Raw genomic sequence first — 17,748 nt, 5'->3', positions numbered from 1 at the left:
CTTTATCTATGGATATACAATACAATTCTTTATTACTTTTCCTGATGCATGCTCCCTAATAGCTAACTCTAAATCTTCAAGTTTATATTCATTTTGAATAAAATCTTCACTAGATATAACTCCCATCTTAAGAAGCTCCAGGGCAGTCATGACATGGAGTGGTGTAGTGTGAAAAACACCCTTTATAGTTATCTGTGAATAATGAAGTAGAGTGGCATCTACATGTAGGATGCTGTTGGACTTAGTTCCACCAAAAAGTAGTACAAAGCCACCCTTACGAGCCATCTTTACACTTTTTTCCCATACATCAATGATACCAGTAGCCTCAATAACTACATCACACCCTCTATTATTATCAGTTAAAGCTTTTATAGCTTCCACACTATCTTCTAGCCCACTAACATTTACGGTTTTCCAAACCCCAAGCTTTGAAGCTAATTTAAGTCTATTATCCATCATGTCTGTTACTATTACTTTTGCGCCAGATATAACTGCCAACCTTGCAAACATAAGACCTATTGGACCCGCTCCATTAACTACTATCACATCTCCAGGATGAATAGGACAATTATCTATTCCGTAGACAGCACAAGAGAATGGTTCCATTAAAGAAGCCGTTTTATATGAAATAGAATTATCTAGAAGAAACATATTTTGCTTTACTATTCTTTCAGGAACCTTAACATATTCTGAATAAGCTCCTCTATTAAATAACATATCTTCGCACATAGAAGGAAGTCCCTTTTTGCAGAAGTAGCATTGGTTACAGGGAGCTGTATTATGAACAGCAACCCTATCCCCTTCTTTAAATCCATTTACATCTTTTCCTACAGCAGCAATTATCCCTGAAAATTCATGACCAAAAGGATGAGGCGGCTTTAGCAGAGGATATCCACGTTTGTATATTTTAACATCAGTACCGCAGGTGGTAGAAATCTCATTTTTTACTAAAACATCTCCCGGACCTATCTCGGGTATGGGACATTCTTCTATACGAAGATCTTCTTCTTTATATAAAACAGCACGCAACATAGGCATTCTCCCTTAATAGCTATTGCCATCCTTATTTTCTTCAGATTTTTTTGCTGGTTGTCCATAGGATTTAAAGCATTCCATAACATGGTCCATTTCCTTATCTTCTAGAACAACAGGTTTTCCTACTGCCATTCCACGCCATTGCATTTCTGCTACGAACTCCATATTTACTGCTAAACCAAAAGCTTTTTTAAGGCTAGGACCACAGGTAACAAGACCATGATTTGCTAAAAGTACTGCCTTTCCCTTACTACAAGCAGTGATTACATTGTGAGCAAGTTCTGGTGAACCAAATGTTGCATATTCAGCACAAGGTACTGTAGCCACTCCAGCTCCTCCTATTACATAGTGAACTGCCTTTAACGGCTGATTTAAACATGCAAAAGTTGTACAATAGGTAGAGTGAGTATGAACAACAGCCCTAGCATCAGGTTTTTCTTTATAAAATATGCTATGAAGATCATGCTCACTAGAGGGTTTCTTTGTACCATCAATTATATTTCCATCTAAATCCATAATTACAACATCTTCAGGCTGAGTTTCAAAGTAGCCTATACCAGATGGGCTTATTGCCATGTATCCAGTTTTCGGATTATATATACTTATATTTCCACTTGTTCCTTTGCTAAGACCAGAGGAACTCATTAATTTTCCATATTCAACAACTTCTAATCTCTCTTTTTCCATTAACATAATTATTACTTCCTTCCATATTTCTATTTATTTAAATTAATTACCATATCACTTTTACCTGTTTTCCAAAAATCATTTATAGTTCTTGCAAGCAGCAGCGGTGACTTTGGCAGAGCATCTACAACATTACCTGCATTATGAGGAGTTAAAGTTATATTGTCTAACTGTAAAATTGGATCTTCTGAAGATAATGGTTCTTCCCAAAAAACATCTAAGGCAGCACCACCTATTATTTTCTTTTCCAAGGCATTAACTAAAGCATTCTTATCTAATACCCCTGCTCTTGATGTGTTTATTAAATAAGCTGTAGGCTTCATTAATTTGATTAAATCTTCATTGACAAAGTTTTTAGTAGCAGGAGTAACCCTTAGGTGCAAAGATACAATATCAGAGGTTTTAAATATATCTTCACAAGAAACCATTGTTACCTTTAATCCTATATCATTTATTTTTCCTTGAGTTATAAATGGATCATAAGCTATAACCTTCATTCCTATTCCGATACATTTTTCAGCTACTAGCTTTCCTATATGACCTAAACCTACAATACCTACAGTCATATCTCTCATTGATGTAGTATAATTATTATTAATATAATCCTTTCTCCAATTACCATTTTTTATTGCTGCATGAGCTCTTGCAATATTTCTTGTTTCAGCAAACATTAATCCTACAGCAAAATCTGAAGTAGCCTCTGCGTTACGAATACAATGTATAACTGGTATGTTTTTTGCTGTAGCAGCATCAATATCTATATGCTCCATACCACCACGGCAAGTACCTATTAGCTTTAATTGCCTACCTTTATCTATTAAATCTTTAGGAACTGGGCAAAAGTGTGTTAGTAATATATCTGTATCTTCTATTTCTTTATATGCCTCTACTGGAATCTCTTCTGCTTCAGGACCACTTTTTTCTATGTTTAATGCTTTCTTTTGAAAATCCTGCCTGCTCTCACTATCCCAAAGGATTTCTTTTATAGTAACTTCTTCATTAATAGAAAGAGTTTGTGCAGCTTCAACTAGAAGTTCACAGCTTACGATACGATCACCTATAACTAATATTTTCATTGTTTATTCTCCTTTCAATATTGCGATCATTTATATATCTTATAAAACTTTAATCTTCTGTAAATAAGATACTGTTTGTCTTTTTTTAAGAATCAAACAGTATCTTTAATAAAATAAATTATATAATTTAGCTAACTACTGTTGATTCAGAATCCTGGTTACCAAGAGCTAAGTTTTCAAGATATTCATGAACAGAAGCTTTGTTCTTTTTAAATAATACATATAATACAAGATAAGCTACTACTACAGCTCCGATTATAATAGGATTCATTGTTAAAAATGCCATGGTTATAAGTCCAGCTGTACAGTTTGACATTATAAATCCAATTATTAATGTACCCCCAGCTAATGCTGTTATAGCAGACTCAAAACCTGCATTAGCAGCAACTTGAGTAAATGTGCCTGCCCAATATGAAGCCATAAGAATCTTTGCTATAAATACTATACATGCCATTACCCACGACTTCATAATATTACCATTAGATAAACAAACAGGAACTTCTACCATATAAGGTAATGAAGGCAATACCATAACAGGGATAACTACATTTCCAGGTAATAAGAAAGCTATTAATACAGCAAACGGAATAACTAATAATCCAGTAGTAAGAGTAGCAGCTTCTCCATACCCTAAGGCATCGTTTACAGATATTATAAATTCTCTATTCTTTCCATATTTACTCTTTTTAAGAGTTTTTCTTGAATAGTCTGTTAAAGCTGTGAATCCAGAAGCAAATATACCAGCTATTTTAGGGAATATTGCCATTACTGCGGAGCAGGTAACAGTTACATTAGCAATTTGGCCCCAAGCCTTCATAGTACCAAGATTACTAAAGTTTCCTACTACTCCTAAAATAAGACCAACTATTATTCCTATATACATTGGTTCTCCTAAGAATCCAATTCTCTTACGGATAGTGTCCGGATTTACCTTTATTTTATCCATACCTAATTTACTGAAGATGATATTAAGACCAAGATACATTGGTGCATCACCCATATGGTGAGGAGCTGTCATAGCACAACCTGGATATTTGTAGTACACAGACCAACGCTTTTGTACTACTTCTGAAATTAATAGTGTTACTAAATTTATGAAAAGCATTAAAGCAAAGGCTAAGATTAGATTATTCCTAAGTTGGAATAACATTGACCCCCATACTATAATTGAATAATTATTCCATAAATCTGAAGGCATAAATATATCTGTCCATTTTATAAGCCATAATATTATTTGAAAAATAAGTCCTACACCGATGAACATCATACCTATATTAGTGGAATAAGCAACGGACGCAACAGCTTGCCAACCTATATCAAGAGCAGGAAGGCTTAAACCTGTATAATCAACAATTTGTTTAACCAATTCTGAAAGAACACTTCCAAAAGCACTAGTAATAAATGCCATACCCTTTAGACCTACACCGATTAATACTGCTGATGCAAATGCTTTTTTAACAGGCGCCTTAAAGAACAAACAAATTACAAAAATGATTATAGGCACTGTTATATAGTTACCAAAAGTATCAAAAAAGGATTTCAAAAAATCAAAAATTGACATTATATTCTCTCCTTACAAATTATATTTTTGTATTTTTTATAAATTTAAGCCTTTTAGTATTTCTAACAATTGTTCAACGAATTCATCTTCATTGATTCCTACTAAGAATTGAGTAGCATTTAATACTGGAACTCCATAGTTCCCATCTACAGGGCTTGTATATGCTATTAAATCATATTTACCTGCTTGCATTGCAAGAGGTACACCACCAGGAGCAACTTCTGTTGCATCCATAGAATAGCCATTTTCCTCCAAAACATCCTCTAGCTTTGATGAAAGCATTGCAGAACTAACTGTACCTGAACCACAAACTGATAAAATTTTTACTGGTCTCATAATAAATTCCCCCTTCTATTTTTTTATTTTTAATTCTCTTCTAGAGAAATTAAACACGCTAATATTTCTTCTTTACTCTTGGAGTCCCGAATCATCTTAAGTAACTCTCCATTTTGAATAATTTTCATCATTTTTTTTAGCATATTTATTTGCATATGTGAATCAAAAACCACTAAAGGAATAATAATCTCACAATCCAAAATTTCATCATCTGTACCCATCATAGTAAATTTAATAGGCTTTTTAGGAATAATTACCGCAATACCTGGCTTATTTACAAGTTTATTATTAGTGTGTGGAATTGCAATGTTAATTCCTTTACCAGGAAGCCCTGTGGGGTAATTTTTTTCCCTCTCAACAACAGCATCTCCATAGCCTTCCTTTACATATCCATACTTAAGGAATAAGTCTGCTGCTAATCTTATACCTTGTTCAGCTGAAAATACATCAGCGTTCATAATAATTAAATCTTTATTTAGTAATTTCATTTACTTTTCTCCTTAAAAACTTTTCTATTTTCCTATAGATTATAGAATTAATAATTCACTATTAATATAATGCTAAATGCTGCTATAAGAAGGCTAATAACCTTCGTAACTTTAACTGTCTTTTTAATTCCCAATCCTTGATACCTAATATAGCGGGTAAAAATTAAGGGGTAAAAGTAAACAGCAGTAGCCATAAACAAAAGCGGTAAATTTCTCCACCTAGAATCAAAATTAAATCCAATAAAAATTAAATTTAAAATAACAAAGGCAAATAACATGATGTATAGCTTCATTCTATTATGACTATCCCAATCAATAAATTTCCTAACCTCCTGCATACATTCAGTGCTGCAACAAGGCAGTTCCTCCCTTGCTTTAGGATTTATTATAAATTTTCTGTTATCAGTCTTCTCTCCGCAGTAAAGACAAGGAATTTTATCTATCTCTTTTCTCATAACATCACCTCCATATAGAAAGAGATTTCATTAATTAATCTATTAAGTTATTAATAAAACTAGATATAACTTCTAAAGCTTCTACTTCATCTTCTCCTTCCGTACAGAGAGTAATTTTTGTTCCTTGAGATATACCAGAAGATAAAAGATTTATTATACTCTTTGCATTAATTTCCTTATCATCAGTTTTAATGTATACTTTACTTTTAAATCGAGAGCACTCTTTCACCAGTTGAGAAGCTGGGCGAGCATGAATGCCTGTTTTATTTTTTACTGTTAATTTTTTCTCCACCATAACTTACTCCTTTACCAATTATTTTTATATTTATAATTGTTTATTAATTATCTGATTCAGTTTTAGATGTAAAAATAAACCAAATCTTTCTATGGCTTAATTATATATTCAAAAAAATATATAGAAAAGGGCAATGAAATTACTTGTTTTATGAAAAATATTGAACTTTTATAACTGGTTAAAAATTTTCTCTAATTTATGAATAGTTTTAACTTCAAAAATATATAAATATACTGAAAACAGTTACAATACTGATCAAACTTATCTTATAATAGTTTTATATACTAGAATTTAAGGTTATAGAGGGGGATTTCATATGAATAATAAGGTTTACGAGTTATTAGTTTTTTTAATAAATAATAGGAATAAAGAGTTTCATTTATCAGAGCTTGGAAATTACTTCAATGTTAATGTTCGTACAATTAGGAACTATATATCTATAATAGAAGAACTTTTAATAGATAATAGTTTCAAAGGTGCACTGTTAAGAGATGGAAGTAATGTATCCTTTATAGGCACTGATACTGAAATAAAAGAAATATTAAATATTGCAACGAAAAATGACTTTTATGATTATAGACTTTCTTCCGAAGAAAGGCAAATAATAATATCTATAATGCTTTTATTGTCAGACACCCCAATAACCATTGCAGACCTTGAAGATACTCTATTTGCTAGTAGAAGTACAATAAAGAAGGATATTTCTTCCGCTGGTGATATATTAAGTAAACATGGTATATTTTTCTCCGAAAATAAAAGACATGGTTATATTTTAGATATAGATGAAAGTATCAGAAGAAACGTGATATATAGCTTCTTAAAAGAAAAGGAGCTTTCTAATATAAACTCCTTAGATAATACTTCAGTAGATATATGTCTTTCTTATATAAAGAATCAGATTAACTTTGATTTTTACAAATCTATGGTTGAAAATGCTCTTTGCATTCTTGAACCGCACTTCCAGGTAGTCATGACAGATATAGATTTTAATGAAATATTAATACTTCTTTGTATTGTATGCTATAGATTAGATAAAAATAGAAATATAGAAGAATCCTATGTAATAAATAATAACTCCAATGATATCTTCTATGAAATATCCGGCTATGTATTAAAGTTAATTATGGGTGATAGAGAATTCTCTAGAGGAGATATTCTATACTTAGCTGATAAATTAAGATATAAAATAACTTATAAAAATACCACCCCTGTTAATCAAGATATGATGAATTACTATATAATAGTTAAGGGATTTTTGTATAACTTATCTCAAGATTTCAATATAAGCCTTCAAGAAGAATATAAGTTACAGGAATTTTTAACAGCTCATGTAGCTAGAGTTTGCCACAGAATAAAAGAAGGAGACACTTTAATAAATCCATATAAGGGACAGCTTATTGCCACCTATCCTGAAGATTTTAAAATAATTAGGGATAATATTAGCTTTTTGGAGGAAAATCTTAATGTAAGAATTAATGAAGATGAAAGTTCTTACATATTAATGCATATAGAAGCTTCCCTAGAAAAGATGAGACAAAATCTTATTATTCCTAATGTAATTATTGTTTGCCATGTAGGCTTTGGAACTTCACACTTTTTAGCTGAAAGATTATCAAAGCACTTTAAATTAAATATACTGGAGATAATATCTTCACATAAGCTGAAGGAATATGTGGACAAGGATAAGATAAATTGTGATTTAATTATTAGTACTATTCCTTTAGTTAGTATATCTAGCCCTTGGATTCAAGTAAACCCTATTTTATCTGATAAGGATATAGCACATATTAATATAATAATATCTAATTTTCTCAATAAAATAAGATTGAATAAAGTCGTTGAAAAGAGAGAAGAAACTAAAGAATCCATGATAAATAACTTTTCCAACAATAGAAATGAAGTGAAGGAAATGATAAATAAAGTTCAAGGTGAAAATAGGTTTTCTTCTCTTTTAACAGAGGAATTAATTATTTTAGATAAAGAGGTAGAAAATTGGAAGGAATCAATTATTTTATCTGGAGAACCGCTTCTATGGAAAGATATAATAACACCAGATTATATTAGAGCTGTAGTTAATAATGTAATAGACAACGGACCTTATTTTGTATTTGCACCAGGAATTGCTATTGCCCATGCAGCTCCTAAAGATGGAGCGAAAAAGCTAGGGGCCTCCTTTGTAAGGTTAAAAAGTCCTGTGGAGTTTGGTCACAAAACTAATGATCCGATAAAGATAATAATTATGCTTTCTATTATAGATACTAAGAAAAATCTTAATATGCTTTTCACTACAATGAATACTCTTTGTAACCCTATAGCAGTGGATAAGATTATGGCTGCTAAAAGCAAAAGAGAGATTGTTGATATATTTAGATATTATGAAGATAATGAAGTAAAAAAAGAAAAAAAGTTATAAGATAGCAATATAAAGTTAAAGAAAATACACTCTATATCATTTGTCAAAAACAATAAAAAAAGACCTAAACAGCATTGGAAAGATGATTTCTGTATTTAACAGAAGTCATCTTTTTAAATTCCATTGTTAAATATTCAAAAAGCAATTTCTAAAACAACTCTTTGTCCATTTGCAATAGGAAAAGCTGCCTAAAATATAGAAGTATTATTTATGTATGATATAAGTTATATACTAATAAATAACTTATTAAAAGACTAATATTCATTATTAATCTATTCGTGTTAATTTTAAGGTTTCTCCATTACCTATGATGATAGGAACTTTCTCTATTCTAACAATACTAGTATCTATTCCAAACCATTTCTCTGGTGAAACAGTTAATTTCTTTATTAATAATTTAGTACTTGTAACAAAATTATCCCATCTAGATAATTCACTTTCATTTGAAAGTATTTCTTGTAATAATACAAATTTAAAATCTCCAACAAGATGTTTATTACTATGACCTATCATATATTCCTTTGGAGTATATTTTATCTCCTCACTAAGTACAAGGTCTTGAATAACTTGATATAAAAATATATTTATCTTTTGTTCTACACGAAATCCAAGGTTAAATTGAATATAAAATGCTTCATGTGGTACTATTGTTTTTACATTATATTCTTTTGTATATGGTTCATCTGTTACCTTAACATTTACAAACCAATAAAACTTTGCACGCTTAGGTTGCTTATTAAAAATGGAAAAGATTATTTTACTTTCAATTTCTTCATAATTTTGAGATTCTGTTAAATATACAAGATTTGTTGCAAATAAAGGTAGTTCCTTATCATCTTTTAATGATCTAAAGTGCTTTTTAAAACATAATATACCAACGTACTGACTAAATCTCTTTCTTATAACTGTACCATAAATCCATATATACATTAAAAATATCAATGCACCAGCAATTATAATTGTTACATATCCACCATTAATAAATTTAAATAAGTTAGCATACAAGAAAGCAGCCTCTATAATAGTAAAAACAATAAAAATCATTATTGCCATTGATGATTTCTTTTTAATATACCTTATGTATTGAGATAATAATATAGTTGTCATAAGCATTGTTATTGTAATTGCTAGTCCATATGCAGCTTCCATATGTTCTGATTTTTGAAATTTTAGTACTAATAGTACACATCCAATATAAAGTAACATGTTTACTGCTGGTATATAAACTTTGCCCTTATCTTCATTTGGATATCTAACTTGAAGCTTTGGAAATAAATTCAACTTAATAGCTTCAGAAACTAATGTAAATGAACCAGTTATAAGGGCTTGACTAGCTATTATTGCTGCAATTGTAGCTATTATAGTGCCAGGTATTATAAACCATTCCGGCATAATTAAGAAAAATGGATTTTCTTTAATCACATTTCCTTCTCTTAACATAAGCCATGCACCTTGACCTAAGTAATTAAATATTAAACTTATTTTTACAAATACCCATGTATAATGAATATTTCTTTTACCACAATGCCCAAGATCTGAATAAAGAGCTTCTGCTCCTGTAGTACAAAGAAATACTGCGCCTAAAATATATACACTTCTAGGACTTGTTATTAATAAGTGTATACCATAATAAGGATTTATAGCCTTTATTATACCAGGGAATTGTGCTACTTGAACTATACCTAAAATAAATAACATTACAAACCATATAACCATCATAGGTCCAAAGACTTTTCCTATTACATCTGTTCCAAATCTTTGAAGCAAAAATAATAGTGTTAATATAGTTATTACAATTATAATTATACCTCTTGTTTCAATTGGTATAACTAAGTTTAGTCCTTCTATTGCAGAAGTTACAGTTACAGGTGGTGTAATCATTCCATCTGCAAGTAATGTTGCCCCCCCTACAACAGCAGGTATTATTAGCCATTTAGCCTTTTTTCTTACCAAGGTATATAATGAAAATATTCCTCCTTCACCTTTATTATCAGCTTCTAAAGTTATCATTACATACTTTATTGTTGTTTGAAGGGTCAATGTCCATATAACAAGAGACACCCCTCCTAAAATAAGATCTTTTGATACATGTCCATTGTCTACCATAAGCATTGATTTCATAACATAAAGCGGTGATGTTCCTATATCTCCATACACAATACCTAGTGCTACTAAAAGAGATGCTATACTAACTTTTTTGTTAACTTTCATTTTGTATACCTTCCTACATTTCTTACAATATTAATTCATATAACTACATATTACGCAATTTTTTTAATCTCTATTTGTAAAAGTTATTATTTTATAGAATAATGTCGCTCTCAAAATCAATATTTTATAGCAATATTATATTTAAAACAACATGCTTATATCCTTATATGAACGTTAATTTTATCTATCTATCCCCGTTATCTCAAATCTTGCATATATTATCTCTTTATTTATATTTTTTATGCTGATTTTCTTTAGTTTTTATAAAAAAAGGACTGTGAAATAATATATTTTTAATATTATTTCCACAGGCCTTATACTTCTGTCATATTAACTTTTATATATTAGTGTAACGTCTTCCTCTTGGTACTATAAATGGTGAAGAGGATATTCAATCTGTTAATATATATTCTCCTTATCTATTTTATTGATAGCTTAACAGCAGCTGCTAATGCTACTCCAGAAGATTATCACAGTTTAGTAGTGAATTCCTCTTTCTTAATTAGAATAGTCATTTTAGTTCCTTCACCTATTTTACTTTCACAGTATATTTTCCCACCTAAAAGCTCTAATATCCTTTTTACAATAGAAAGGCCAAGACCATTTCCTAAATTTTTATGCGATTCATCACACTGATAAAACCTTTCAAAGATTCTAGTTGTTTTTTCTTCTGAAATACCAATTCCTTCATCACAAATTATTACCTCTACATTATCATCTATAGAAGTTAATATAATTTTAATAGTACTTTTAGGCCTTGAGTATTTAATTGCATTATCAATTAAATTTGTCCATACCTGATAAAGTAAATCATAATTACTCTTAATAATGACTTTATCTAGCTGCAGATCAAAATTATTCTCTCTGTTATCCCATTTTTCTGATAACATAATTATGCATTTACGAAGCTGTTCATCTAAAGAAAATTCTTTGTTCTTATCAACAATAGACTGATTGTCTAACCTAGAAAGCTGTAACATATTTTCAGATAGTTTTGATAATCTTACTGATTCATTATATACATATCCTAAATACTCTTGTTCTTCTTCTTTACTTAATCCACCATCCATAAGTAGTTCTGAAAATCCTGTAATAGCAGCAACAGGAGTCTTTACCTCATGGGATACATTGCTCATAAAGTCTTTTCGCATATAATCCATTCCACTTAATTCAGCTGACATCTTATTAACACTTTCAGCAAGTTCATCAATCTCATTGCTATACTCGTATTTTCCTCTTAATTTTTCATTTCTCTTAATTTTAACTGTAAAATCACCTTCTGAAACTTTTTTTACTGCATTACTAACTTCTATAATAGGCTTTATAAAATGTGCTGTACCTACCCAAAGAAGTATTCCACCTAATACAATCGTCATAATACAAGCAAAAATGCACATAAAGATTGATATTGGCATTGTAACTTCACCCTTATAAAAAAGCTTCATGCCTAGCAGTACAATAACACAAGAAATAATACATGAAAAAGTCAGTGTAGCAATTGCTACTAATGAAAAGTGTATTCTTAATGACATTTTTAATTTTTTTTGCTTTTTCTTAGTTCTAATATTACTTAGTTTCTTCATAATTCTCTCCATTTAAAGCTTTGCCTTGTATCCTAATCCCCTGACTGTTACAATTTCAAAATCATTACTTTTTTCAAATTTTCTTCTAAGCTTTTTAATATGTGAATCAACAGTACGATCATTAATATCATTTTCCATTCCCCATATTTCATCCATCAATTCATACCTTGTGAATATTTTATTGGGATTGCTAAGTAATTTAAATAGTAAATAAAATTCCTTTGGTGGCATATCATAACTTTCAGTATCTGTATTAACAGTTAATGCATCATAATCTAATATAGTATTTCCAACTATTATCTTTTTTCATTTGCAATTTGTGCTCTTCTAAGAAGTGCCTTTACTCTAAGGACCATTTCTTTCATATTAATAGGTTTTATCATATAATCATCACTACCTACCATAAAGCCCTTTTCCATATCTTCCATTTGGTCCTTTGCTGTAACCATTAGAATTGGTAGCATATATGAAGCATTTCTTAATTCTTTAACAAGTTCATATCCATTTTTATTTGGCATCATTATATCGCTAATAATTAAATCGATATGGTTTTTATCCATAATATCTAATGCTTGCTGTCCATCAAAGGAGGAAAAAACCTGGTAGTTTTCTTTTTTTAATTTTGCAGATATCATCTTATTTAGAGTCATATCATCTTCAACAACAAGAATAGAAAACAATACCTCCACCAACCTCTCTATGTTAGTTTTCTTTTAATTATCTCTCACTAATATTCCTTTGTCCATACGATAAATTACATCTACTAAGTCTAAAATACGTTCATCATGTGTTACCATAACTGCAGCTTTATTATGCTTCATTACTTCTTTTTTAATCATTTCAACTACCTGTCTGCCTCTAGTTCCATCTAAACTAGCTGTAGGTTCATCTGCTAAGATAACATCTGGATTATTCATAAATGCCCTAGCTATAGCAATTCTTTGTTTTTCCCCACCAGACATATTACTTGGATATTTTTTTGCACAATCTTTTAATCCAAGCTCTTTTAATGTTTCATTTACATCAAGAGAAACTTTTTTATTCATATTTTTAACTAATTTCAATTGGTCTTCAACAGTAAGATAAGGTAGTAACTGATGATTTTGAAAAATGAACCCAATTTGCTTTCTTCTAATTTTAGTCCAATTTTTTTGTTTTTCATCTGATAAGCATTTACCATTTAAAACTATCTCCCCACTATTTGGAGATAAAAGCATCCCCGCTATGGAAAGCAGTGTACTTTTCCCAGAACCTGATGGCCCAACTATTGCTACAAATTCTCCATGTTTTACATTTAGAGAAATATCTTTTAAAACTATATTTTCACTTTCTCCATCATGATATTTTTTTGTTATATTCTTAAGCTGTAATGCATATTCATTCATTATTCGTTACCTCCACCTATTGTAATCATTGGATCTACTTTTGCTACTTTTCTTGTAGAAATAATACTACATAAAATTGATATTAAAATAAATATAACTGAAATTGAACATGCAGAGCTTACTTTTAAATAAAAAGGCATACTACTTGGAAGTATTGATGCTATACCAAAAGCTAATGCATTTCCAAAAACAACTCCTATTAATGCTAGCATTATAACTTGGCTAACAATAAAATTAGTTAATTCTTTCATCTCCATTCCAATTGCTTTTAACACTCCAAACTGCTTTTCTTTTTGAATAGTTATAACATAAAAGAAAACACCTAATATTGCTGCTGAAATAACTACTAAAACCCATAATATCATTTTTATTGTAGTTTGCTCTGCAGAATAACCTGGAATATTTTCAATAATAGTTCCCTTATCAACTACCTTTACTCCATCAATATTAATTTCTTCTATATTTTCACCTTGTACTGCAATTGCATTATATTGTAGTTCGTAATTAGGATTCAATTCTTTTCTTATATCTATATATGTTTTTATAGATATAAACCCAACTGGTGTATGACCATACATTTCATCACTTGTAAAACCTACTACTGTCATTTTAATTCCTGTTGATGAATCTTCTACTATATCACCTATTATTATGCCCTCTTCTTTAAAAGAATCATTTAAAACAATCGTATTTTCAGAATCCGTATCTATAAATGCAGTCCCTTCTGTAATTTTAGGCAATATGAAGCTTTCTGTATCAATTGCAAAATATGTTAAATTAATCTTACTTTCTTCACCTGATTTTAAAATATACATTCTCTGCATATTTAATACTGCTACATTATTTTGTGTCTTGTCTCTAATCATTTCATAATCCTCTGTAGATAAATTAGAAACTGTAATTAGATTTTCAGAATCCTCACTAATTATAAAATTCTTTGCATCTACATTATCAATTGCTGAACTTACTGCTCTTCCAAGTCCATTTGCAAGCCCTGATAAAAAGAGTACCATAAATATCATTAAAACTAATATCATCTCAACTAATAAATATTTCTTCTTATTGTATTTTAATTCTTTCCATGCTAATTTCATTTGTTACCTCTTTCTCTATGTTTAATATTTTTAACTTAATATAGTTCAAGAATATGACCTGAATATGACGCAAAAAAACCTTTCTAAATTATTAGAAAGGTTTTTTAATAAATTTAAATTAATGTTCTAACAACATTTTCTACTGTTTTTTCTAAATTTTTTGCTCCATCTTTTAGTGCTTCATCTAAAGAAGTTAATCCTCTTAGTATTCCAAAAATAGAAGTTATTCCTATATCATATAGATTTTCTGATCCATCTTCTACTTTACCAGCAAAAGCAATAGTTTTTACCCCTTGTCTTTTTGCTGCTGACGCAACCCCCATGGGAGTTTTTCCAAATATAGTTTGACTATCTATACCCCCTTCACCAGTAAATACAAAGTCGGCTCCTTCTATTTTGGATTCAAGGTCGGTATGTTTGATTATTAATTCTATTCCTCTTAAAAGCTTTGCATTAAGAAATGCTAAAAGTGCCGCTCCAAGGCCTCCTGCTGCACCTGCTCCTTCAATATAAGCAACATCTTTTCCTAAATCATTTTTTATTACATTAGCATAGTTTTCTAAAGCTTTATCTAAAGATACTATCATTTCTTCTGTAGCACCTTTTTGAGGACCAAATATTCTTGATGCTCCCTTTTCTCCTATTAATGGATTAGTAACATCACAAGCAACTTCAAAGGTCACTCCGTTAAGACTTTCATTTAAATTACTTAAATCTATCTTATTAAGCTTTGATAAAGCAGCTCCACCAAAATGAAGTTCATTGCCCTTATCATCTAATAAGTGTCCACCTAAAGCTTGTATCATACCAGCTCCACCATCGTTAGTAGCACTTCCTCCTATTCCAATTAAGATATGCTTTGCTCCATTTTTTATTGCATCTAATATTAGTTCCCCTGTTCCAAAGGTTGTAGCTATTAAAGGATTTCTTTCTTCTCTTTTTACAAGTTGTATTCCGCTTGCACTTGCCATTTCTATTATAGCCTTACTTCCATCTCCAAGAAGTCCATAAGTTGCCTTTACTTTTTCTTTTCCAATTGGAGGAGTTACAAATGTTTCTACAAGTTTTCCTTCTGTAGCCATAACTAAAGCTTCTACAGTACCTTCTCCGCCATCTGCCATTGGAACCTTTATACATTCTGCATCTTTAACAACTTTTTTTATAGCTCTTTCCATTGCATCACAGGCTTCTTTTGCTGTCATACTTTCTTTAAATGAGTCTGGTGCTAATACGAATTTCATTTTTTCTACCTCCACTTTTAACAGTTAACAATTAATACTTAACCATTAATAATTTTCTATATTTACTATTCTATAAAATTACTCCAAATACTATTGTTGATACTATTGTCATTACTAAACCTACTAAAGATTCATAAGGTATAAGTTTTAATCTTTCTTTTATTTCCATGCCTACACTTCCACCTGTTGCATGAAAGAAGCTTCCATGTGGAAGATGATCTAGTACAGTAGCTCCACTATGTATCATAGCTGCTGCATTTAATCCTGGTATTCCAAGTTCAAGGATTGTAGGTCCAAATACCGATGTTCCAACCGCTGTTCCTGAGGTAGTTGATGCTGTTGCTGCTGACATTAATATACCAGCTATTGGTGCTAATAATATACTAGGCAAACCAACTTTATCAACTCCATTTATAATTAAATCTTTTAATTGTGAGTTAGAAATTATACCTGCTAAAGTTCCTGTTCCAAGTAAAAGAATTGCAACACCACTCATTTTATTTAAACCAACTACTGCATAATCTGAAATATATTTTCCCTTACCCATTATTATTGCTCCAATTATACCTCCAACTGGTAGCGCTATTAATGGATCTATAACTATTCCTGAAATAGGTCTTAACATAAGTAATATTATTGTTATTATAGGACCTGAAATTGCTGCTATAAAGCTTGGTAACTCTTTAGATTCTTTTTCTTCACCTTCTATATTTTGAATTTTTACACCTTTTTTATCTATCCATTTTGCTAACATACAAGTTACTATAACTCCAAATATTGCTGGTATAATTCCTGCAATCATTAAGCTTGTTAGAGGTACTTGTAAGTTTTCTGATGCTACTATAGCATTTGGATTTGGTGACATCAAATTCCCTGCTTTTCCTCCACCTATCATAGCTAACAAAATTGCTGGCTTACTAAGATTTGCTTTCTTTGCAATTGCTATAGCTATTGGAGAAACTGTAATAACTGCTACATCTATAAATACTCCAACCATAGTTAAAAGCATTGTAGCTATTGCTAATGCTATAAGTGCTCTTTGCTGACCTATTTTACTAACTATTGTTTCTGCTATTTTAATAGCTGCTCCTGATTCAATAAGAACTCCTGCTAAAACACCCGCTGTTAAAATTCTAAGGATAGCAGTTATCATTCCCTTTGCCCCATCCATCATGAAATTAACAGTATTAATTAATGAAACTCCACCTACTAAGCCCCCAATTAATGCTCCTAAAATTAGTGCATATGCTGGATGAATTTTTTTAATAATTAAAGTGATTGAAATTATAAGTGCAACTATTGCACCTAACGCTGATACTGAAATAACATCCATTTTCTAAACCCTTCTTTCAAATCTTTTATTAATAATTACAATTTTATTGTAGCTTCATTAGAAAATGTTTTCATTGTGAACTTGCACAATCTTTATTTAAATATCTTTGTTAATGTGAATATATATTGTAATAAATATAAGTGTTTATTAATCTAAAAATATCAATGGAATTATTAAAGGATAACCCTGTTAATTCTTCTATTTTAGATAACCTATAGCTTAAAGTATTTCTATGAATATGTAATAATTCTGCTACCTTACCCCTTTCAAAATTTTCACTTACAAAAACTCTAAAAGTATCTATAAGCTCTTCTCCACCTTCTTGTATCTTCTCTAATAATAATTTTGAATCTTTATTTTTTACTATTTTCTCTATTTCAGAATAAAAAATAGCATCTTCATCTCTTATTACTTTTTTCTTTATACCTAAAGCCATTGCTATATTTACAGTACTTATTCCTTTATAAAAGGTCTTTGATAATATATCTGATTTTTTAAAAATATTATTAAATTTATTTCTTCTCTTCCTTTTTCAAGTAAATCCTCTATTAAATT

General features: G+C 30.2%; 16 protein-coding genes and 1 pseudogene. 1 reads left to right on the top strand and 16 read right to left on the bottom strand.

The window, feature by feature from the left end; translation table 11 throughout:
* Positions 1-6: 6 nt before the first annotated feature.
* The 8 genes from A500_RS13970 to A500_RS13935 all read right to left on the bottom strand — a co-directional run bounded on the left by A500_RS13970 (position 7) and on the right by A500_RS13935 (position 5,933).
* Positions 7-1,032, bottom strand: a complete 1,026-nt coding sequence (locus A500_RS13970) for an alcohol dehydrogenase catalytic domain-containing protein (protein WP_016208217.1) — start codon at positions 1,030-1,032, stop codon at positions 7-9.
* A 12-nt stretch (positions 1,033-1,044) separates the two neighbouring features.
* Positions 1,045-1,728, bottom strand: coding sequence for an L-fuculose-phosphate aldolase (locus tag A500_RS13965; protein WP_016208216.1), 684 nt, complete (start codon positions 1,726-1,728; stop codon positions 1,045-1,047).
* Positions 1,729-1,751: 23 nt separating this feature from the next.
* Positions 1,752-2,798, bottom strand: a complete 1,047-nt coding sequence (locus A500_RS13960) for a 2-hydroxyacid dehydrogenase (RefSeq protein WP_016208215.1) — start codon at positions 2,796-2,798, stop codon at positions 1,752-1,754.
* A gap of 127 nt (positions 2,799-2,925) precedes the next feature.
* Positions 2,926-4,359 (bottom strand): PTS transporter subunit IIC, encoded by a 1,434-nt coding sequence (locus A500_RS13955; RefSeq protein WP_016208214.1) that lies wholly within the window; start codon positions 4,357-4,359, stop codon positions 2,926-2,928.
* 36 nt (positions 4,360-4,395) lie between these two features.
* Positions 4,396-4,695, bottom strand: a complete 300-nt coding sequence (locus A500_RS13950; RefSeq protein ID WP_016208213.1) for a PTS sugar transporter subunit IIB — start codon at positions 4,693-4,695, stop codon at positions 4,396-4,398.
* Between the two features lie 29 nt (positions 4,696-4,724).
* The gene (locus A500_RS13945) at positions 4,725-5,183 is read right to left on the bottom strand and encodes a PTS sugar transporter subunit IIA (RefSeq protein WP_016208212.1); all 459 of its coding nucleotides are present in this window, start codon (positions 5,181-5,183) and stop codon (positions 4,725-4,727) included.
* 47 nt (positions 5,184-5,230) lie between these two features.
* Positions 5,231-5,638, bottom strand: coding sequence for a hypothetical protein (locus A500_RS13940; RefSeq protein ID WP_016208211.1), 408 nt, complete (start codon positions 5,636-5,638; stop codon positions 5,231-5,233).
* A gap of 34 nt (positions 5,639-5,672) precedes the next feature.
* Positions 5,673-5,933, bottom strand: a complete 261-nt coding sequence (locus tag A500_RS13935) for an HPr family phosphocarrier protein (RefSeq protein WP_016208210.1) — start codon at positions 5,931-5,933, stop codon at positions 5,673-5,675.
* Between the two features lie 316 nt (positions 5,934-6,249).
* On the opposite strand from A500_RS13935, the gene A500_RS13930 reads away from it, so the two are divergent.
* Positions 6,250-8,346, top strand: coding sequence for a BglG family transcription antiterminator (locus tag A500_RS13930; protein WP_016208209.1), 2,097 nt, complete (start codon positions 6,250-6,252; stop codon positions 8,344-8,346).
* A gap of 267 nt (positions 8,347-8,613) precedes the next feature.
* Here A500_RS13930 and A500_RS13925 read toward each other — a convergent pair whose 3' ends face one another.
* From A500_RS13925 to A500_RS13890, 8 genes and pseudogenes are all read right to left on the bottom strand, one after another.
* Positions 8,614-10,557: a KUP/HAK/KT family potassium transporter gene (locus A500_RS13925; protein ID WP_016208208.1), complete on the bottom strand. Its 1,944-nt coding sequence runs from the start codon at positions 10,555-10,557 to the stop codon at positions 8,614-8,616.
* Between the two features lie 470 nt (positions 10,558-11,027).
* Positions 11,028-12,140 carry a sensor histidine kinase gene (locus A500_RS13920; protein WP_016208207.1) on the bottom strand — a complete coding sequence of 371 codons (1,113 nt, stop codon included), beginning with the start codon at positions 12,138-12,140 and terminating at the stop codon, positions 11,028-11,030.
* 12 nt (positions 12,141-12,152) lie between these two features.
* A pseudogene (locus A500_RS13915) lies at positions 12,153-12,775 on the bottom strand (response regulator transcription factor).
* Positions 12,776-12,853: 78 nt separating this feature from the next.
* Entirely contained in the window at positions 12,854-13,525 is a 672-nt protein-coding gene (locus A500_RS13910; protein ID WP_016208204.1) for an ABC transporter ATP-binding protein, read from the bottom strand.
* Positions 13,525-14,619 (bottom strand): ABC transporter permease, encoded by a 1,095-nt coding sequence (locus A500_RS13905; protein WP_016208203.1) that lies wholly within the window; start codon positions 14,617-14,619, stop codon positions 13,525-13,527. Before A500_RS13905 ends, A500_RS13910 begins: the two co-directional genes overlap by 1 nt.
* Positions 14,620-14,732: 113 nt before the next feature.
* Positions 14,733-15,860 carry a glycerate kinase family protein gene (locus A500_RS13900; protein ID WP_016208202.1) on the bottom strand — a complete coding sequence of 376 codons (1,128 nt, stop codon included), beginning with the start codon at positions 15,858-15,860 and terminating at the stop codon, positions 14,733-14,735.
* 70 nt (positions 15,861-15,930) lie between these two features.
* Entirely contained in the window at positions 15,931-17,193 is a 1,263-nt protein-coding gene (locus A500_RS13895) for a GntP family permease (RefSeq protein WP_016208201.1), read from the bottom strand.
* A 109-nt stretch (positions 17,194-17,302) separates the two neighbouring features.
* The gene (locus A500_RS13890) at positions 17,303-17,629 is read right to left on the bottom strand and encodes a PucR family transcriptional regulator (protein ID WP_016208200.1); all 327 of its coding nucleotides are present in this window, start codon (positions 17,627-17,629) and stop codon (positions 17,303-17,305) included.
* Positions 17,630-17,748 lie beyond the last annotated feature (119 nt).

The sequence above is a fragment of the Clostridium sartagoforme AAU1 genome, from assembly GCF_000401215.1.
GTDB lineage: Bacteria > Bacillota > Clostridia > Clostridiales > Clostridiaceae > Clostridium > Clostridium sartagoforme.
Note: the sequence above shows the minus strand (reverse complement) of the source record. Positions and strands in the feature narration are given on the sequence as shown.